Consider the following 18378-nt stretch of genomic DNA (forward strand, 5'->3'; position numbering starts at 1 on the left):
GAACTCATCGCCAGAGGACGATGTCGTCGATCGCGTGTGACACATGTCATCGGTTCGGGACGCGCGCGCGGGGAGCTGCGAACCTGTCGCCGTGGACGAGCGGATCCCCACCCTGGCCGGGCGCGCGGTGCTCTGCGTCAGCGCGCTGCTGGCGGTGGTCGAGGTCGGCCGCGTCGGGCTGTCCGGTTCGGCGACCGACATCGCGGTCGCGATCGCCGCGGCCGCCGTGTTCATGCCGCTGCACCTGTGGCACCTCAGCTACGGCGTGCGCGGCGAGCGGCCGCCGCACTCGGGCGCGACGCTCGCGGTGATCGCAGCCGTCAACCTCGCTGCGCTGCTGATCATCGGCGTGTCGTGGGCGTTCATGCTCGCGGTCGTCGCGACCTCGGCGCTGATCGTCCTGCGCCCGCCGTGGTCGCTGGCCGCGCTGGCCGCGTGCATCGCGGCGGCGGGCGGGGTCGTGTGGGCCGATCCGGACGCGCACCTGAGGTGGTCGAGCACGGCGAGCTACCTGATGTACTCGGTCCTGTTCCGGGCGGTGATCCAGTTCGCGGTCGTCTGGCTCGTCGCGGCCGTGCACCAGCTCGCGGCGTCGCGCACCGCGCTGGCCGCCGACGCGGTGCTGGAGGAGCGCGCGCAGCTGCAGCGCGAGGTGCGCGCGTCGCTGGAGCGCCACATCGTCGCGCTGCGCGATGCGGGCCGCAGGGCGCGCGCCGCGCTCGGCGCGCCGGGCGTGGCCGAGCCGCTGCTCGCGCTCGACGGCGTGCTGACGCAGGCCAACGACGCGCTGCACGACCTGCGCGTGATCGTGGCCGAGACCGGCTCCGCGGCGCGGTCCGAGGACCCCGCGGCGGTCGCGCTGGTGCGGACGGCGCGGGCGCGCCGCAGCCCGATCGGGCGCGGGCTGGCGACCCGGCAGGCGTGGCGGACGCTGATCAGCGTGCACGCGGTCGTCCTGCTGTTCCTCCTGCTGATGTGCGTGGGCGCGTTCGGCTTCAACCGCGCGCATCACTGGCCGCTGGCGATCGTCGCGTGGGTGGGTGTGACCGCGCTGACGCTGTCGAGCTCGCTGGCCGTCGTGCAGGGGCGGGCGCCGTCGCACCCGCTCGTGCGGGTCGCCGCGGCGGTGGCGCTGGCGTTCGGGCTGATCGGGATCTTCGGGGTCGCGTGGGAGACGTCGGTGTGGGTCGTCCCGATCACCGCGATGGCGTGCCTGCGCGGACCCGTGCGGATCGCCGTGGTCGTGCTCGCACCGGCCGCGATGCTGACCTACGACACGCTGTGGTGGCTGAGCGTGGCGGACCCGAGCACGTACGCGCTGTGCTGGAACGCCGCGTACTGGGTGGTCATCTCGACGCTCGTGATCGCGGGCGTGTGCGCGTCGGTCCGGCTGGTCCCGATCGTCGCCGAGCTGGACGCCGCGCGCGACGCGCTGGCCGCGGGCGCGGTCCGGACCGAGCGGCGGCGGCTGTCGCGCGACCTTCATGATGTGGTCGGTCAGAGCCTGACGGCGATCGCGCTCAAGGGCGACCTCGCGCGGCGGCTGATCGAGGCCGACCGCGACCGCGCGGGCGCGGTGCGCGAGATCACCGAGCTGGAGGCGGTCGCCAGCTCGCTGGCCGACGAGGTCGCGGCGGTCGCGCGCGACGACCGCGAGGTCGCGTTCGCCACCGAGGCGGGCGCGGCGATCGACCTGCTGCGGCTGGCGGGGATCGCCGTGGACGCGAAGCTGGACGTCGATGGCCTTGGTGCCGAGACGAGCGCGGCGCTCGGGTTCGCGATGCGCGAGGGCGCGACGAACATCCTGCGCCACGCCGACGCGCGCGTCTGCACGATCGCCGCGACGCGCGGTGCGGACGGCGTCGTCCGGCTGGAGCTCGTCAACGACGGCGCGGTCGTGCGCAGCGGTGCCGGAACCGGGCTGCAGAGCCTCGCCGACCGGCTGGCCGAGCTCGACGGGCTGGCCGCGGGCGGGCCGATCGGGGGCGGGCGCTTCCGGCTGCGCGTGGAGGTGCCGGCGTGATCCGGATCCTCCTGGCCGAGGACCAGCACTTGATCCGCGGCGCGCTGCTGGCGCTGATCGGGCTGGAGGCCGACATGGAGGTCGTCGCCGACGTCGACAACGGCGACGACATCGTCCCGACCGCGCTGCGGCTGCTGCCCGACGTCGCCGTGCTCGACATCGAGCTGCCGGGGACCGACGGGCTGACCGCCGCGGCGACGCTGCGCCAGGAGCTGCCCGAGACGAAGGTGCTGATCCTGACCGGGCTCGGCCATCCGGGCCATCTGGTCCGGGCGCTGGAGGCGCAGGTCGGCGGGTTCATGCGCAAGAACGCGCCGTCCGAGGAGCTGGCCGACGCGCTGCGCCGGGTCGCCAAGGGCCAGCGGTTCCTGGACCCGACGCTGGTCGAGACCGCGCTGCGCGTCGGCGACAACCCGCTGACCGAGCGCGAGGCCGAGGTGCTGCGCGCGGCGGCCGAGGGCGGCACGACGACCGACATCGGCGCCGCGCTGTTCCTGTCGCCCGCGACCGTGCGCAACTACCTGTCCAACGCGATCTCCAAGCTCGACGCGCGCAACCGGATCGACGCGATCCGGATCGCGCGGCAGTCGGGCTGGATCTAGTCCTGGGGGCTGACAAGCTCGCCGCTGGCGCCGCGGTCGTCGAGCACGAGCTGCGCGTGGCCGGTGACGTCGTAGCGGATGTGGGTGACCGCGGGGTCCTCGACCACGCGCGTCGGGACCAGCTCGATGCCCTCGTCGGCGCGGAGGCCGAGGCTCGGGTCGAACAGGCGCTGGCCGTCGCCGAGCAGCACGGGGGCGACGTGCAGCTCGAGCTGGTCGAGCAGGCCCGCGGCGAGCACCTGGCGGACGAGCTCGCCGCCGCCGGCGATCTGCACGTCCTTGTCCCCGGCCGCGGCCTTGGCCAGCTCGATGGCGCGGGCGAACCCCTCGGTGACGAACGTGAACGACGTCCCGCCCGCGCGCTCCAGGACGTCCCGGTGGCGGTGCGTGACGACGAACACCGGCGCGCGGAACGGCGGCTCGTCGCCCCACGGCACCTCGCCCGCGTCGAACATCCGCCGCCCCATCACGTACGCGCCCGCGGCGGCGAACGTCTCGGCGACGATCTCGTCGTTGACCGATCGCTCGCCGCCCGCGGCGCCGAGCCGCTCGCGCCACGCCATCGCGTCGACGACCCAGCGCGTGACGCGGAAGAACCCGGGCGCCTCCGGGCCTCTCATCCACGTGCTCATGTCGTTGGGGTTGCTCGGGTCCCGCGGCCCTGTGTAGCAGCCGTCGAGGGACACCGACATCTGTGCCGTCACCTTGGTCATGGCCCGTAGTCGTAGCCGACCGCGCGTTCTCGACACGCGCCGCGCGTCGCCGGGTTACGGACGTTCCCCGAGCCGGTCCACGGCCGCGCGGCGCAGGTAGACGGCGTCGCCGGTGACCGTGCCCGGTGCGACGAGGCCGCGCAGGCCGGACGGGATGCTGAGCATGACCTCCTGCTCGGCGAGCAGCTCGGACGTCTGCGGGTCGAACAGCAGCTCGTGGCGGGTCTTGGCGCCGGTGGCGTCGTCGGTGCGCGCGACGCCGACGGCGGGGCGGCCGAGGCGGTCGCGGACGTGGCCGAGGTACTGGACGCCGGGGATCAGCGCCAGCGTGCGGTAGAGCGCCGCGCGCAGCTTGGGTGGCGCGGCCTGCTGGCGCAGCGCGTCGCCGACCTGGGTGAAGAGCTCGTTGTCGATGTTGCCGCCCTGGCCCTTGACGTAGTGGTCGCGCAGGCGGCGGTAGACGGCGCCGGCGGGCTGGTCGAAGTCGCGGACCTGCTGGTAAGTGAGCTGCTCGTTGCCGAGATAGAAGGTCGCCTGCGGGAGCGCGGCGGGCGGGCCGGCGGCGCCGGTGAGGGCCGGGCGCCCGGCGGCGATCCACGCGCGCCTGGCCTTGGCGGACGGCCAGCGGGTCGTCTTGGCGAAGCTGCGCTGCCGGCCGGGATGCGCCGCGCTCTGCCAGGTCTCGGTCGTGCTGGTGTCGAGCGACGCGATCGTCCGGCCCCTGCCGAGCACGCCGATGTCCAGGTAGGTCGCCTCGGACTTGATGTAGAAGAACTGCTGCGCGGTCGGGAACGGCGCGACGGCCGGGGCGCGCTCGGCGGCGTCGGCGGCGCGGTCCAGCGCCTGGGCGGCCGCGCCCTTGGGCGCGACCGTGCCGTTCTCGACGCCCGAGCCGAGCGTCAGGACCAGCGCCGTGGCGGCCGCCGCGGCCAGCGCGCCGGGCGCGGCGAGCAGCCACCAGCGCCGGTGGGGGCGCGGCGCGCCGGCACTGGCGGTGCGCCGCCGGGCGGCGCCCGCGATGTGGGCGTCGAGGCGCGTGCGCGCCTGGGCGGCCGCGACGCTCGCGGGGAGCGCGGTGACGGGCGTCGGCGGGTGCCAGGCGCGGAGGAGGTCCAGCTCGTCGGTCATGTCTCGCTTCCGTCGATCGTGGTGGCCAGGGCGGCGCGCAGGTGCCGCCGCGCGCGGTGCAGGCGGGAGCGCACGGTGCCGACCGGGACGCCGGTGGCCTGCGCGATCTGCTCGTAGTCGAGGTCGGCCCAGGCGGCGAGCAGCAGCGCGTCGCGCTCCTGGCTGCGCAGCCCGGCGAGCGCCGCGGCCAGCGCGGGGCCGAGCGTCGCGGCGTCGGCGCGCGCGAGCGTGGCGGCCTCCTGGTCCTCGGCGATCAGCTCGCCGGGATCGGTGCGCGCGATCGCGCGCAGGCGCCGGACCTCGGCGCGGCGGTGGTCGGCGACGAGGTGGGCGGCGATCCCGAACAGCCACGGGCGCGCGTCGGCGCGGCCGGGGTCGAAGCGGTCGCGGGCGTCGAACGCGCGCGTGAACGTCTCGGCGGCGAGGTCGTCGGCGAGCGACGCGCCGACGCGGCGCCGCATCCAGCCGTGGATCGCCGGGAAGTGGCGGTCGAAGACCGCGGCGAAGGCGGAGGGCTCGTGCAGCGAGGCAGCGAGGATCTCCGCGTCGGTGGCCGCGGCGTCCTGCGGCGAAGGCAAGGGACGCATCTTCTCCCTCCTTCGCCGCAGGGTCGCTTCGAGTTCCCGGCCGGCGGCCGGGGCGTCCGCGCTACGGGGCGGGGACGATCCGGATGTAGGGCAGCGGCGTCTCCCAGCCGTCGGGGTAGCGCTCCCTGGCCACCTCGTCGGAGACCGAGCCGGCGATGATCACGTCGTCGCCCGGCTGCCACTGCGCCGGCGTGGCGAGCTGGTGCTTGCTCGTCAGCTGCAGGGAGTCGATGACGCGCAGGACCTCGTCGAAGTTGCGGCCGGTGGTCATCGGGTAGATCAACACCAACTTGATCTTCTTGTCGGGCCCGACGACGAAGACGTTGCGCAGCGTCGCGTTCTGGGCGGCGGTGCGGTCGGTCGGGTCGCCGGACACGTCGGCCCCGAGCATCCCGTAGGCCTTGCTGATCGCGTGGTCGGTGTCGGCGATGATGGGGTAGTTGACCTCGGCGCCCTGGGAGGCGGCGATGTCCCTGGACCACTCGGCGCTGCCTTCGGCCGGGTCGGTCGAGATGGCGATGATCTTGACGCCGCGGCTGTCGAAGTCGGGCTTGATCGAGGCCATGTACCCCAGCTCGGTCGTGCACACGGGGGTGAACGCGCGGGGGTGCGAGAACAGGACGGCCCAGCCGTCGCCGATCCAGTCGTGGAACTGGATCTCGCCTTCGGTGGTCTGGGCGGTGAAGTCGGGGGCGGTATCGCCGATGGTCAGGCTCATGATGGCTCCAGCCTAGGGGGCGCGAGAGCGCATCGCTCGGCGAGGCGGTCAGCGCGCGTGGACGTTCTCTACCGCTTCAGTGTACTTGGGGGCGCCGGGGGCCGGCTCGGTGTCGGTGCCGCCGTAGGGGCCGGGCTTGGGCCGCGGTGTCCCGCCGGGGAAGGCGAGGCGCAGGATCGTGCGCTGGACGCCGCCGAGCTGCTGGGCGAACGACCCCGAGTTGTAGGGGAGCCCGTAGCGCCGGCAGATGTCCTTGACCTGCGGCGCGATCTCGCCGTAGCGGGTGCTCGGCATGTCCGGGTAGAGGTGGTGCTCGACCTGGTAGCCGAGGTTGCCGCTGATGACGTGGAACAGCGGCGAGCCCTCGATGTTGGCGGCGCCGAGCAGCTGGCGGACGTAGAAGCCGCCGCGCGACTCGCCCTCGACCTCGTCGGGGCTGAAGGTGTAGGTCTGGTCCGGGAAGTGCCCGCAGAAGATGATCGCGTAGGACCACATGTTGCGGACGACGTTGGCGGTGGCGTTGGCCTTCGCGGTCGAGCGGAACGTCTTGCGCGCCGCGGCGCCAGCGGCCGCGAGGGCCGCGCCGCGGTTGTTCCTGCGGCGCTCGGTCGCGTAGCGCGTGCCGCCGGCGATCGCGGCGCTGAGCGCCGGGAACGCGAGGTAGTCCTTGGCGAACTGCGCGCGCGCCTTGCCGGCCATGCCCTTGAGCTCGCGCTTGAGCTGGGACTTGGACTTCTTGCCCTTGCGGATCGCGTCGAAGTTCAGATCGTGCAGCGCGACGCCCCATTCGAAGAACATCGCCAGCACGATGTTGTAGAGCGGCTGCGCCAGGTAGAACGGATACCACTTCTGGTGCGGGTCGATCCGCATGATCTCGTAGCCGAGGTCGCGGTCCTTGCCACGGATGTTGGTGTACGTGTGGTGCTCGTAGTTGTGCGAGTGCTTCCAGGCCTCGGCGGTCGACGCGGTGTCCCAGTCCCAGGTCGAGGAGTGGATGTGCGGGTCGTTCATCCAGTCCCACTGACCGTGCATCACGTTGTGGCCGATCTCCATGTTCTCCAGGATCTTGGCCAGGCTGAGCATCGACATCCCCAACACCCACGCGGGCGCGAAGCTCGAGCCGACGAGCACGACGCGGCTGCCGACGACCAGCCGGCGATGCATGCCGATGATCGCGGTGATGTAGTCGCGGTCACGCGTGCCGAGCTCGGCGAAGACCTCGTCGTGGATGGCGTCGAACTCGCGGGCCAGCGCGTCGATCTCCTCCTCGGAGAGGCGGGCCAGCGGGCTTTCGATGAGCGTTTCGGGGGTCACGGTGCTCCCAACATGGTGTGGTTGCTCTCAGAGGTAGATCTCGACGTCGCCCTCGGGCGCGTTGACGCAGGTGCGGACGGTCTCGCCCGGGACGCCGGAGACCGCGCCGGTGCGCAGGTCGCGCACGCGGCCGCTGCACAGCTTCCCGACGCAGGTGTGGCAGATCCCCATGCGGCAGCCGAACGGCAGCGTGGCGCCGGCCTCCTCGCCCGCCTCGAGGATCGGCTGCGAGCCGTCGCTCTGCGCGGTGAGGTCGCTGTCGAGGAACTTGATCGACCCGCCCTCGCCGCGCTCGCCCTCGCCGACGCCCGCGACCGGGGCGAAGTGCTCGAGGTGCAGGCGCTCCGGGTCGGCGTCGCGCTCCCAGCGCTCGCGCAGCGCCTCGATCAGCGCGGTCGGACCGCACACGAACGCCTCGCGGTCGCGCCAGTCGGGGCAGAGGTCGTCGAGGTGGTCCGGGGTCAGGCGGCCGTCGCTGCCGGTGAGCTGCAGGTGCAGGCGGTAGTTGTTGTCCGTGTCGGTGTCCAGCGCGCGCAGCTCGGCGCCGAAGATCGTGCCGGTGTCGGTCCGGGCGGAGTGCAGGTGGACGACGTCGCGCAGCGCGCCCTGACGCTTGAGCGCCCGGAGCATGCCCATGACCGGCGTGACGCCGCTGCCGGCGGTGATGAACAGGAGCTTGTCCGGGACCGGGTCCGGGAGGACGAACGTGCCCTCGACGCCGCCGAGACGGACGATCGTCCCGGGGCCGGCCTTCTGGAGGAGGTAGGGCGAGACGATCCCGGACTCGACGAGCTTGGGCGTGATCGCGATCCGCCCGTCGTCGCGTTCGGGGTCGGAGGTCAGCGAGTACGCGCGCCAGTGGTGGCGGCCGTCGATGACCAGGCCGATGCGCAGGTACTGACCCGGGCGGTGCCCCGGCCAGCGCCAGCTCGGCTTGATCGTGACCGTGACCGCGTCGTCGGCCTCGGGGGAGATCTCCTCGATCCGGCCGCGCAGCTCGCGCGTGGTCCACATCGGGTTGATCTGCTCGAGGTAGTCGTCGGGCAGCAGCGGCGTGAAGAACGCGCCCAGCGCTCGAAGAGCCCGCCGGTGGACCCTGGGGACCTGCGGCTGCGCTCCGCGCTCGGCCATGTGGAACGCTGGCGTACCCAGGTCGGCCCTTGGGCACGCCAGGCGTATGCGCGCAGACGACGCCGGAAGGACATCATGTTGATCCAGGTGGCGATGAACGGCGATCGGTCCCGGAGCGAGCATCCGGCGATCCCGATCACCCCGGCCGAGCTGGCCGCCGATGCCGCCGCGTGCTGGGCGGCGGGCGCGCGGTCGGTGCACTTCCACCCGCGCCGGGTCGGCGACGAGCGCGAGAGCCTCGGTGCCGAGGCCCTCGACGCGGCGGTCGCGGCGGTGCGCGCCGCGGTGCCGGGCCTCGAGATCTCCTGCTCGACGCAGGAGGACATCGACCTCGGCGGGGCGGCGAGCCGCGTTGAGGCGATCCGCTTGTGGTCGCAGCCGCCCGACCTCGTGTCGCTGAACCTCGTCCAGGACGACGCGGTGCCGCTGGGTACCGCGCTGCTGGAGCGCGGCGTCGGCATCGAGGCGGGCGTGTTCAGCGTCGCCGACGCCGAGGCGCTGCTGGCCGCGCCGTGGGCGGCGCGCGTGCACCGCGTGCTGGTCGAGATCCTCGACGAGGAGGACGACGGCGACGCGGCCGTCGCGCAGGCCCGCGAGGTCGACGCGCTCGTCGCGCCGCTGGGCCGCCCGCGGCTCTGGCACGCCCAGGGGCGCGCGACCTGGGCGGTCGTCGGCGCGGCGCGCGCGCTCGGCCTGGACGTGCGCGTGGGCTTCGAGGACGTGCTCGCCGGCCGCGACGGGCGGCCGGCGGTGAGCAACGCCGAGCAGGTGCGCGACGTCCTGGCCCTGTGATGCGTGACGAGCGCGCCGTCGGGTCGCCGCACTGACGGAGTTCGCTCCCGGGCGGCGCGGATGACGGTCTGCTCAGGCTTCCTGCGTGATGCCCAGCAGGTCGCGGGCGGCGCGGATGACGGTGGTGCGCACGATCCTGGGGTCGTCCAGCTGCGCGCCGGCGAGCGCGCCATCGTGGAGGAGGACCAGGACGTGGCCGGCGTAGACCGGATCCGGATGGCCGACGTTGGCGGCCAGCTCGGTCACGACCTCCTGGAACCAGGTGCGGTGGTCGTCGATCGCGACGCGCACCGGGTCCTCGGGGTCCGGGTACTCGGCCGCGGCGTTGATGAAGTGGCAGCCGCGGAAGCCGGGCGTGTTGGTCGTGTGGCCGATGAGGTCCAGGAGCGCGGCGAGGCTCGCCTGCGGGTCGGAGCCCGCGACGGCGGCGTCGACCGCGGCGCGCAGGTCGGCGTCGGTGGCGCGAAGGTAGGCCTCGACGAGGTGCTCCTTGGTGGGGAAGTGGCGGTAGAACGTCGCGCGCGTCACGCCCGCCTCGGTGACCAGCCGGTCGACCGGGACGGTGTGGATCCCCTCGCCGTAGAAGAGCTCGCGCGCGGTGGAGAGGAGGCGCTCACGGGGCTTCTGCTCGGTCTCGGCCATGGCGTCATGGTACGAGACGGAACGTTCTGTTTGACATCCGGCGTCCGGGCGTGCAGCATCGTCGTCATGAAGAGAACGAACATTCTGTCTACCGACGCTGAAGAGGCGACGATCGTCCTGGTCCACGGGGCGCTGACCGACGCGTCCGTCTGGCACGGGGTGGCCGCGCGCCTCCAGGCGGCGGGCCACGCCGTGGCGGCGCCCGCGCTCCCGCTGCGCGACCTCGACGGCGACGCGGAGTACCTCGCCGCGCAGCTCGAGCGCCTCGGGCCGGTCGTGCTCGTCGGCCACTCGTGGGCCGGCGCGGTGATCTCGCACCCGGCGATCGCCGACACCGGCGCCGTCGCGGCGCTGGTCTTCGTCGCCGCGTTCCAGCCCGACGAGGGCGAGGCTGCGGGCGCGCTCAACGAGCGCTTCCCGGGCACGCAGCTGATCCCCGAGAACCTCGTCGTCGTGCCGATCCCCGGCGGCGGCGACGACCTGACGCTGCGCCCGGAGCGCTTCGCCGAGGTCTACGCGGCCGACGTCGAGCCCGGGCACGCCGCGGTGCTGGCGGTCAGCCAGCGCCCGATCGAGCCGGCCGCGCTCGGCACGCCGCTGCCCGGCACGCCGAGCTGGCGCGGCCTGCCCTCGTGGGCGGTCGTGACCACCGAGGACCGCTCGCTGCCGCCGGCGATCCTGCGCTTCATGGCCGAGCGCGCGGGCTCGCGCGTCGTCGAGGTCGACGCGTCGCACGCCGTGCCGGTCTCCCGTCCCGACATCGTGGCCGGCGTGATCGCCGAGGCCACCCGATCCGTCGCGGCCGTCGCCGCGGCACAGGAGGCGTAGCCAACATGTCGCACTCGAACTTCTCGGAGCTGCTGGAGCGCAACGCGGCCTTCGCCGCGTCCGGCGTGCAGGAGGACGTCCCGGCGATCCCGTTCATCCCGTTCAAGCAGGTCTACCTGATCACCTGCATCGACCCGCGCGTCGAGCCCGCCGCGGTCCTCGGCGCGAGGCTCGGCGAGGCGATCGTCGCCCGCAACATCGGCGGCCGCGTGACGCCCGCGCTCATCCACGACCTCGCGTGGGTCGTGCACCTGCACGCGAACAAGACGCCGGACGCGGACTGGTTCGAGATCGCCGTGATGCACCACACCGACTGCGGCTCGGCGCTGCTCGCCGACGACGAGCTGCGCCACGGGTTCCTCGGTCGCGGCGGCTACGACGACGAGGAGCTGCGGGCGCTGGCGGTGCTCGACCCCTACAGGTCGGTCCACGAGGACGTCGAGCGCCTGCGCGCGGCGCCCGAGCTGTCGCCCGGGATCGAGCACATCAACATCGGTGGCTACGCCTATGACTTGGAGACCGGCGTCGTCACGACCGTGATCGAGCCCGGCGCGCCCGGCGCCTGAGCGGCGGGCTCAGCGGACAAGCCGGAAGAACCCGCGCACCTGCTCGACCAGCGACTCCGGCTGCTCCATGGCGGCGAAGTGGCCGCCGCGGGGCAGCTCCTCGAACCAGCGCAGGTCGGTGAACCGCAGCTCGGCCTCGCGGCGCGAGGGGCGGGTGATGTCGCGCGGGTAGACCGACAGGCCGGACGGCGCGGTGACCTGGTCGCGGAAGCTGCGGAAGCTCTCCCAGTACAGGCGCGCCGACGACGTGGCGGACGCGGTGAACCAGTAGACCGAGATCTCGTCGAGGATCTGCTGCCGCGTCACCGCGTCCTCGGGGTGGCCGTCGTTGTCGGTCCAGGCCCAGAGCTTCTCGGCGATCCAGGCGGCCTGGCCGGCGGGGGAGTCGGTGAGGGCGTAGCCGAGCGTCTGGGGCCGGGACGCCTGCAGCGCCGAGTAGCCGCGGCCGGTGCGCGCGAACTCCTTCTCGGCGGCGAGGTTCGCCTGCTCGGACGGCGTCGGGTCGTCGAACGCGCCCGCCTTGACGGAGCCGAGGTTGACGTGCACGCCGGCGACCCGCTCCGGCGCGACCTCACCGAGCGCGCCGGAGACCGCCGAGCCCCAGTCGCCGCCCTGGGCGCCGTAGCGCTCGTAGCCGAGCGACACCATCAACATGTCCCACGCGCGCGCGATCCGCTCGACGCCCCAGCCGGTCGCCGACGGCTTGTCGCTCCAGCCGTATCCGGGCAGCGACGGCGCGACGACGTGGAACGCATCCGCCGGGTCGCCGCCGTGCGCGCGCGGGTCGGTGAGCGGGCCGATGATGTCCAGGAACTCGAGCACCGAGCCCGGCCAGCCGTGTGTGACGACCAGCGGGAACGCGTCCGGCTCCGGCGAGCGAACGTGCAGGAAGTGGATCCCCAGCCCGTCGACCGTGTCGCGGAACTGCGGGAACACGTTGACCCGCTCGGCGAACCCGAAGTCGTAGTCCTCGGCCCACACGCGGCACAGCTCCTGCACGTAGGCCAGCGGGGCGCCCTGCGACCAGTCATCCACCGGCTCGGCCTCCGGCCACCGCGTCCGCCTCAATCGCTCACGCAGATCGGCGATCTCGGCTTCGGTGATGCTGACCTCGAACGGCTCGGCGGCCACGGCTGGGCTCCTTTCGGCAACAGGGCGGTCCGTGCATGAGACCAGGAGCGGGGCTTTCACGTTCATGCGCATCGATCCCTGCGCCAAGGGACCCAGCTGGCGGTGCGGCCGGCGCTGTCCAGGCGCGCCGGCCGCATTTGGTCGTGCGAGCGTTGGGTCTACGGCGTCGTCAACGACTGCGCCGTCGGCGGGCCCTGGTTCTCCGGCACCGCCGGCGGCTCCGGCAGGGGGAAGTGTTCCGGGCCGTTCGGGCCGTTCCACGACACGTCGGTCGGACGCGCCGACGCGCCGAGCAGCACGAACGCGTTGTTGGACACCGCGACCTCCTGCTGGGGGGCGCCGTCGAACTTCACCGTGACCGACGCGACGGCGTCGGTCGCCATGCCGGAGACCGTGTAGCCGGTCGCGTTCTTCGTGTAGGCGGGCGCCGCGCCGTGCTCCGCCAGGTAGTCGTCCGGAACGCAGTTGAGGCTGTCCGGGCGGACCAGGCAGGTGCCGGTCGCCGCCGTCTGCGGGGCGATCCACGCGCCGGAGCCCGTGGCACGCACCGCGCGGGAGTCCGCGACGTCAGCCACGCCATCGGCGAGGATCGGGCTGCTGGCGACGGCGGTCGTCAGCGCGTCTTCGGCGGTGCGGGCGCGGCGCAGGGCACCGAACCTGGTGCGCATCGTCGCTCGCGCCTGGGTGATCGCCACCGGCGAGGCGGCGGGCGCGAGCTGGGCGGCGTGAGCGCGCGCATGGGGCTTGACGGTCGCGCCGGCCAGCGCGACCGCGGCAATCGCCACGACCAGCGTGGCACCGACCACGAGCATGATCTTCTTGGTCATCGCCCTAGGCCTCCGCATGCCCGGTGATCGTGTGGTTCTCGGACGTCGCGATGGCGATCACGGCGGAGTACACGGACTGGTCGTTGCAGGTGGATTGGGCACACGCACGCACCAGGTTCACCCCGCAGCCCTGGAACACGGTGACCATGTTCACGCACACGGTGGTGCTGCCGCCGCCGTCGTAGTCGGCCGAGCCCCAGCCCCAGGTGTGGGTGATCGACCTGCCGAGGTCGGTGTAGCCCGGATAGAAGCAGTTGGTGTAGGCCGGAAGGGTGCCGCAGTCGTAGAGGACGTCGAACGTGTAGCCGGAGCCCGGAAGGCAGCCGGTCGTCGAGCCTGTCGTGCAGTCGGCGCTGGCCGTTGAGGCGTGAGAGGCGGTCAGCGCGAGCGCCGCGAGGCATGCCGCGAGGGCGAAGAGCACCCGCAAGCGCGCGGGCGCAGCACATCTTGTGCTGTACATGGACTTCCCTGAGACGAGATTGAATACAAAGCAGCACTATGTGATCCGTGCTGCTGCGCGCGGACTCTAGTCGTTTACTCAGTCTCAACCATGTAGAACCCCTGCCCGACCGGCAAGAGCCCTCCGGGGCGTGCCTACCGCACGCGCGTCTGCCCGTCCGGCCCGACGACGCTCGCGTGGACCTCGACGGCGTCGTCGGCTGTGGTGTCGCCGGCGGCGAGTGGCACGGTGGCGACGAACGGCTGCAGCACGAACTGCTTGGGGAAGGACGCGGCCTCTGCGCGGCCCTGGGCGGTGAGCCCCCCGGTGGGCCCGTCCGGCGGGATCACGACGGGCAGCGTGAGCTGGCGGTCGCTCAGGTGGATCTCGGACGAAGTCGTGTCGTCGACCGAGACCGAACTGACACGGGAGCCGGCGTCGACCACGCCGTAGACGACGGCGGTCCGGGTGCCATCGGCGCCGTGGACGACGTCGACCGCGGTCTCGACGGACGGCGGCTCGTCATGGAAGTTGAACGCCAGGTTCATGCCACTGCGGCAGCCCACGCCGCGCCACGGCGCCTGATCCTGGGCCGGTGCGGTGAGGCAGAGCGTCGTCCCGGAGCTGCCGAGGTAGGCCGCGCCCACCCAGGGCGTGCCGTCCGGGAGCGTGGCGGAGAGGTCGACGCGATGGCTCGCGTCATGGTCGGGCGCCACGAAGGGGGGAAGGTCGAGACCCGCGAGCGGGTCGCCGGTGATGACCTGCGCGGTCCCTGCGGCCGCGAACGGCAGCAGCGCGAGACAGGCGGCGGCGATGGTGATCCGCCGGCGCCGGATCGCCACGCGCCGTTGGCCCGCTCGCAGCAGCTCGGCGCCGATCTCGTCCACGATGTTGCGTGTCGCCGCGGTCATCGGGAGGTCCCTTCTCGTAGTCCGCGCCCGAGCGACGCGAGCCCCCGGCTCACGCGCTGGCGCAGGGTTTGCTGGGTGTGGCCGATCTCGCCGGCGAGCTCCGCGTAGTCCTGGTCGTCGACCACGCGGCCGAGCACCGCTTCTCGCTGGTCGGGCGGCAGGTCGGCGACGAGCGACCACAGCTCATCGCCTTGGCGTTCTGCGTCGATTCGCTGCTCCGCGGCCTCGTACTCGTCCTCGGTGAAGGCGAGCTCCCGCATGCCGAGCCGCTCCCGCGCCGACCGCTCGGAGCGTTGACGACGCCACGCGTCGTACATCTTGTGGTTGGCGATCGCGAACAGCCACGCCCGCAGCGGATACGGCCCAGCCTTGTACTGACGCGAGCTCACCAGCGCCGCGGCGAACACCTCGGCCGTCAGATCGCTCGCCAGCTCGATGCTTCCCGTCCGCCGCAGCAGGTACGACAGCACGACATCGGCATGCCGCCGGTACACGACGGCGAACGCCTCCGGCTCGCGCCGCGCCATCTTCATCAACGCATCGTCTGGCAGTGCCTGGAACTGCATCTGTCTTTCTTCTCGCGCCAGGGGCGGAAGTGTGACAGCAGCGTCTTCGCTCCCTCAGCGTTCGGGAGAGCTTGAGGGGTCGGGCGCGGGAGATCCTGCCGCGCCTTCATGCGTCCCGGGTGATGCCCGCTCACCTCGCCGGGATGCAGGGTCCGGCGGGCGATGACCACGGGAGACGAGGCGGGAGCGGTCGCGCCGGGCGCGGGCGCTGGAGCCGGCTGGCGGCGGCGGGTCCTGACGGGCGAGCTGCGCAGCGAGGACGAGATCCGCGATGCGGTGTTCCTCTTCAGCGGCGACGTGTTCGCCAAGCAGAGCCGGTTCTGGCTGTTGTTGATGGTGTCGGCGGTGATCGCGACGGCGGGCATCATCGGCGACTCGACCGCGACGGTGATCGGGGCGATGATCGTCGCGCCGCTGGGGACGCCGATCCAGGGGATCGCGGCCGGGATCGCCGACGGCGACGGGCGCCAGCTCGGGCTGTCGGCCGCGCTGGTCGTCGGCGCGGGCGTCGCGGTGATCCTGCTGGCCGCGCTGATGGCGGTCGTCCTGCCGGAGCTGCACGCGCCCGCCGACAACTCGCAGATCACCGCGCGGGTCTCGCCGACGATCGTCGACCTCGTCGCGGCGGCCGCGACCGGGATGGCGGGCGCGTTCGCGGTCTCGCGGCGCGACATCGGCGACATCCTGCCGGGCGTCGCGATCGCGATCTCGCTGGTGCCGCCGCTGGCGGTCGTGGGGGTGACGGCGGTCGAGGGCGACTGGCACGGCGCGCTCGGCGCGCTGCTGCTGTTCGCGACCAACGTGCTGGCGATCGTGGTCGTCGGCACGGTCGTGTTCGGCGCGGTCGCCGGGCTGCGCGGCGAGGCGCGCCCGCGCCGCGCCTACGCGGTGGTCGGCCTGGCGGCCGTGGTGGTCGTCGGCGCGCTGGCGGCCGTCACGACCCAGACCGTCCGGCTGTCGAACTGGCGCGACGCGGGCGGCCGGATCGCGGCGAGTTGGGCGCGGGAGCACGGCGAGCGGCTGCTGCAGACGCGCTTCGAGGGCGACCAGCTCGTGTTCGTCGTCGAGGGCCGCGGCACCGCGGCCGACGACGCCCAGCTCCCCGGCCGCCTGGGCGGGACGATCCCGGCCGGGACGACCGTCGTCGTCAACCGCGTGGACGGCAACCGCCACGGCGCGGGCACGGTCCCGTAGGGCGCGCGGTTCACCCTCGCGAGATGACGCCCGCTCATCCGCCCGCGCGCGAGCGTGGGCGGATGGCCGGCCTCCCCGACGCGACGGACGCCCGCGGCCGCGGCGTCGCGCGGCCATGAGCCCGCAGCTCGGCGACCGGGTCGAGGCGGCGATCGAGCGGCGTGCCGACGTCGCCGAGGAGGTGGCGACGCCGCCGCCCGCGAGGGGGAGCCTGCGCAGGACGATCGTCTGGCTGGTGATCACGGGGATCTCGCTGTACCTGGTGTTCCCGAGCGTTGTTGAGGTCCTTGGCTCGTGGCGCCAGATCGAGAGGCTGTCGGTCGGCTGGCTGATCCTGATGGCGGTCCTGCAGGTCCTGACCAACGCCTGCCTCTGGGACCTGCAGCGCACCGCGCTGCGCACGCGCGCCTGGCGGCCGGTGATCGCGTCGCAGCTGGCGGGCAACGCGCTGTCGAAGATCGCGCCGGGCGGCGGGACGCTCGGCGCGGCGCTGCAGTACCGGATGCTCGTCGCCGCGGGCCTGCCCGGTCCGGCGACCGCGGGCGCGCTGACCGCGGTCAACCTGCTGGTCTTCGCGGTCGTGCTGGCGCTCCCGGTCCTGGCGCTGCCCGCGCTGTTCCGGGGCTCGGTCGACCAGACGCTGCTGGAGACGGCGATCGCCGGGCTGGTCCTGTTCGCGGCCGCCGCCGGGATCGGCGCGGTGCTGCTGACGACCGACGGGCCGCTGCGCTGGGTCGGCCGGACCGTGCAGAGGGGCCGGAACGCGCTGCGCCGCAGGTCGGAGCCGCTGACCGGGCTGCCGTCGCGCCTGGTGCGCGAGCGCGACCGGATCCTGGCGACGCTCGGGCCGCGCTGGAAGCGCGCGCTGCTGGCGACCGTCGGGCGCTGGACGTTCGACTTCATGACGTTGCTCGCCGCGCTGGCGGCGTGCGGCTCGCACCCGCGCGCGGGCCTGGCGCTGCTGGCGTTCTGCGGCGCGCAGCTGCTGGCGCAGATCCCGGTCACGCCCGGAGGGCTGGGCTTCGTGGAGGCCGGGCTGACCGCGATGCTCGCGCTCGCGGGCGTGTCGGCGGGCGACGCGGTGCTCGCGACGTTCGCCTACCGCCTGTTCTCGTACTGGTTGACGCTGCCGTTCGGGCTCGTCGGCCTGGCGCTCGCGCCGCACCGGGCGCCGGCGGCATCATCCGTGCCGGGTGAGGCCGGCTGACGCCGGCGTGGGGGAGCCTGGGTCGCATGTCCCTCCGCGTCACGCTCGCCGCTGCCGTGCTGGCCGCGGTCCTCCTCGCACCCGCGACCGTCGGCGCCCAGACTGCGCCCGCGCCGATCTCGGGGGTCGCGGTCCCGGCGCCGATCGCCGCCTACGGCGGGGTGCTGGTCTGGAGCGCGCCCGACGGCCACGGCCGCTACGCGCTGATGGAGCGCGACGGCGCCGGGACGGTCAGGATGCTGCCGGTCGCCTCGCGCGGGGTGCCGTTCGACGTCGACCTCGGGCCGACGAACGGCGGGGCGATCTACGCGGTGTACTCGCGCTGCAGGACCGAGCCGGGGTGGAGCGGGACGCAGATGCCGCCCTACGAGCAGGGCAGGGGGTGCGACATCTACAAGTTGGACCTCACGACGCTGGCCGAGGAGCGCTACACGAAGGTCAACGCCAGCGACGGGACCGAGTACTGGCCGAGCTACTGGAAGGGCGTCGTCGCGTTCGCGCGCGCCTACGAGAGCGACCCGAGCAAGCCCTACATCTACACCAAGACGATCGCGAGCGGCGCGTCGTCGGCGCGCCAGCCCGGCGGCTCGCGCGGGTCAGGGCGGTCGACGCCGCTGCAGCTGGAGCTCTACGGCAGCCGGCTCGCCTTCGGCTGGCGCTACCAGGGCAACGAGGAGGGGCAGGCCTACGACCTGCGGCTCGACACGATCGGCGGCGACCACATGCGGTTGGACCAGACGCCGGGTGGCGGGCTGTCGTCGACGGTGATCGGCTGGCCGTCGTTCGAGAACAGGCGGGTGTACTGGCTGCGGTCGTGCGTCGGCGATCCGGGTGGCTGCGTGACGACGCGGCGGTTCATGATGTCCAACTACACGGGCGCGCTGGCGCCGTCGGTCGCGACGTCGCCCGCGTACGTGCAGGCGAGCGAGCGCGCGGGCGGGATCACGTGGGCCGAGACGGACATCAACTCGATCTACGGCTGCATGACCGACCCGGCGACGACGCCGTCGTGCGCGATCGAGCCGCTGCAGCCCGAGTACACGCCGCAGAACTAGCGAG

At 73.3% G+C, this 18378-nt stretch carries 20 protein-coding genes; 8 read left to right on the plus strand and 12 right to left on the minus strand.

All coding sequences use genetic code 11. The features are described 5' to 3' along the window. The first annotated feature begins 91 nt into the window (after positions 1-91). Both H030_RS37215 and H030_RS0115505 read left to right on the plus strand, forming a co-directional pair. Entirely contained in the window at positions 92-2023 is a 1932-nt protein-coding gene (locus H030_RS37215; RefSeq protein WP_051222831.1) for a sensor histidine kinase, read from the plus strand. Beyond that, positions 2020-2625, plus strand: a complete 606-nt coding sequence (locus H030_RS0115505) for a response regulator transcription factor (RefSeq protein ID WP_027006770.1) — start codon at positions 2020-2022, stop codon at positions 2623-2625. The genes H030_RS37215 and H030_RS0115505 overlap by 4 nt, the downstream gene beginning before the upstream one ends. On the opposite strand, the gene H030_RS0115510 is transcribed toward H030_RS0115505, so the two are convergent. The 6 genes from H030_RS0115510 to H030_RS40470 form a co-directional block, all read right to left on the minus strand. After that, a complete protein-coding gene (locus H030_RS0115510; RefSeq protein WP_027006771.1) occupies positions 2622-3338 on the minus strand; it encodes a dihydrofolate reductase family protein in 717 nt (238 codons plus the stop codon). The genes H030_RS0115505 and H030_RS0115510 overlap by 4 nt on opposite strands. 54 nt (positions 3339-3392) lie before the next feature. Then, positions 3393-4466: a CU044_5270 family protein gene (locus H030_RS37220; protein WP_027006772.1), complete on the minus strand. Its 1074-nt coding sequence runs from the start codon at positions 4464-4466 to the stop codon at positions 3393-3395. Further along, the gene (locus H030_RS0115520; protein ID WP_035127788.1) at positions 4463-5053 is read right to left on the minus strand and encodes an RNA polymerase sigma factor; all 591 of its coding nucleotides are present in this window, start codon (positions 5051-5053) and stop codon (positions 4463-4465) included. The genes H030_RS37220 and H030_RS0115520 overlap by 4 nt, the downstream gene beginning before the upstream one ends. Positions 5054-5114: 61 nt before the next feature. Then, complete coding sequence (locus H030_RS0115525; RefSeq protein WP_027006774.1) at positions 5115-5771, minus strand: peroxiredoxin; 657 nt, start codon at positions 5769-5771, stop codon at positions 5115-5117. Between the two features lie 48 nt (positions 5772-5819). After that, entirely contained in the window at positions 5820-7085 is a 1266-nt protein-coding gene (locus tag H030_RS32605; RefSeq protein ID WP_051222833.1) for a fatty acid desaturase family protein, read from the minus strand. Between the two features lie 27 nt (positions 7086-7112). Further along, on the minus strand, positions 7113-8216 hold the full coding sequence (locus tag H030_RS40470; protein WP_027006775.1) for a ferredoxin reductase: 1104 nt from the start codon (positions 8214-8216) through the stop codon (positions 7113-7115). 75 nt (positions 8217-8291) lie between these two features. Between H030_RS40470 and H030_RS0115540 the strand changes: the two genes are divergently transcribed. Next, positions 8292-9008 carry a 3-keto-5-aminohexanoate cleavage protein gene (locus H030_RS0115540; RefSeq protein ID WP_027006776.1) on the plus strand — a complete coding sequence of 239 codons (717 nt, stop codon included), beginning with the start codon at positions 8292-8294 and terminating at the stop codon, positions 9006-9008. Positions 9009-9080: 72 nt separating this feature from the next. On the opposite strand, the gene H030_RS0115545 is transcribed toward H030_RS0115540, so the two are convergent. Then, positions 9081-9650 carry a TetR/AcrR family transcriptional regulator gene (locus H030_RS0115545; RefSeq protein WP_027006777.1) on the minus strand — a complete coding sequence of 190 codons (570 nt, stop codon included), beginning with the start codon at positions 9648-9650 and terminating at the stop codon, positions 9081-9083. A gap of 66 nt (positions 9651-9716) precedes the next feature. Here H030_RS0115545 and H030_RS32610 point away from each other — a divergent pair, with 66 nt between their 5' ends. Both H030_RS32610 and H030_RS0115555 read left to right on the plus strand, forming a co-directional pair. After that, on the plus strand, positions 9717-10478 hold the full coding sequence (locus tag H030_RS32610; RefSeq protein ID WP_051222835.1) for an alpha/beta fold hydrolase: 762 nt from the start codon (positions 9717-9719) through the stop codon (positions 10476-10478). Between the two features lie 5 nt (positions 10479-10483). Next, positions 10484-11044: a carbonic anhydrase gene (locus tag H030_RS0115555; RefSeq protein WP_027006778.1), complete on the plus strand. Its 561-nt coding sequence runs from the start codon at positions 10484-10486 to the stop codon at positions 11042-11044. 9 nt (positions 11045-11053) lie between these two features. On the opposite strand, the gene H030_RS0115560 is transcribed toward H030_RS0115555, so the two are convergent. The 5 genes from H030_RS0115560 to H030_RS37230 form a co-directional block, all read right to left on the minus strand. Continuing rightward, positions 11054-12175, minus strand: coding sequence for an epoxide hydrolase family protein (locus H030_RS0115560; protein WP_027006779.1), 1122 nt, complete (start codon positions 12173-12175; stop codon positions 11054-11056). 158 nt (positions 12176-12333) lie between these two features. Then, on the minus strand, positions 12334-13002 hold the full coding sequence (locus tag H030_RS0115565) for a hypothetical protein (protein ID WP_027006780.1): 669 nt from the start codon (positions 13000-13002) through the stop codon (positions 12334-12336). Between the two features lie 4 nt (positions 13003-13006). Further along, positions 13007-13423: a hypothetical protein gene (locus H030_RS37225; protein WP_027006781.1), complete on the minus strand. Its 417-nt coding sequence runs from the start codon at positions 13421-13423 to the stop codon at positions 13007-13009. Between the two features lie 173 nt (positions 13424-13596). Further along, a complete protein-coding gene (locus H030_RS0115575) occupies positions 13597-14352 on the minus strand; it encodes a hypothetical protein (RefSeq protein ID WP_027006782.1) in 756 nt (251 codons plus the stop codon). Then, positions 14349-14918 (minus strand): RNA polymerase sigma factor, encoded by a 570-nt coding sequence (locus H030_RS37230; protein WP_051222837.1) that lies wholly within the window; start codon positions 14916-14918, stop codon positions 14349-14351. Before H030_RS37230 ends, H030_RS0115575 begins: the two co-directional genes overlap by 4 nt. 162 nt (positions 14919-15080) lie before the next feature. Between H030_RS37230 and H030_RS32625 the strand changes: the two genes are divergently transcribed. The 3 genes from H030_RS32625 to H030_RS0115595 all read left to right on the plus strand — a co-directional run bounded on the left by H030_RS32625 (position 15081) and on the right by H030_RS0115595 (position 18374). Next, complete coding sequence (locus H030_RS32625) at positions 15081-16112, plus strand: DUF389 domain-containing protein (RefSeq protein ID WP_051222839.1); 1032 nt, start codon at positions 15081-15083, stop codon at positions 16110-16112. A gap of 115 nt (positions 16113-16227) precedes the next feature. After that, positions 16228-17319, plus strand: coding sequence for a lysylphosphatidylglycerol synthase transmembrane domain-containing protein (locus H030_RS32630; RefSeq protein WP_035127796.1), 1092 nt, complete (start codon positions 16228-16230; stop codon positions 17317-17319). 26 nt (positions 17320-17345) lie between these two features. Beyond that, complete coding sequence (locus H030_RS0115595) at positions 17346-18374, plus strand: hypothetical protein (protein WP_027006783.1); 1029 nt, start codon at positions 17346-17348, stop codon at positions 18372-18374. Positions 18375-18378: the final 4 nt, after the last annotated feature.

Source organism: Conexibacter woesei Iso977N, from assembly GCF_000424625.1.
GTDB classification, from domain to species: Bacteria; Actinomycetota; Thermoleophilia; order Solirubrobacterales; family Solirubrobacteraceae; genus Baekduia; species Baekduia woesei_A.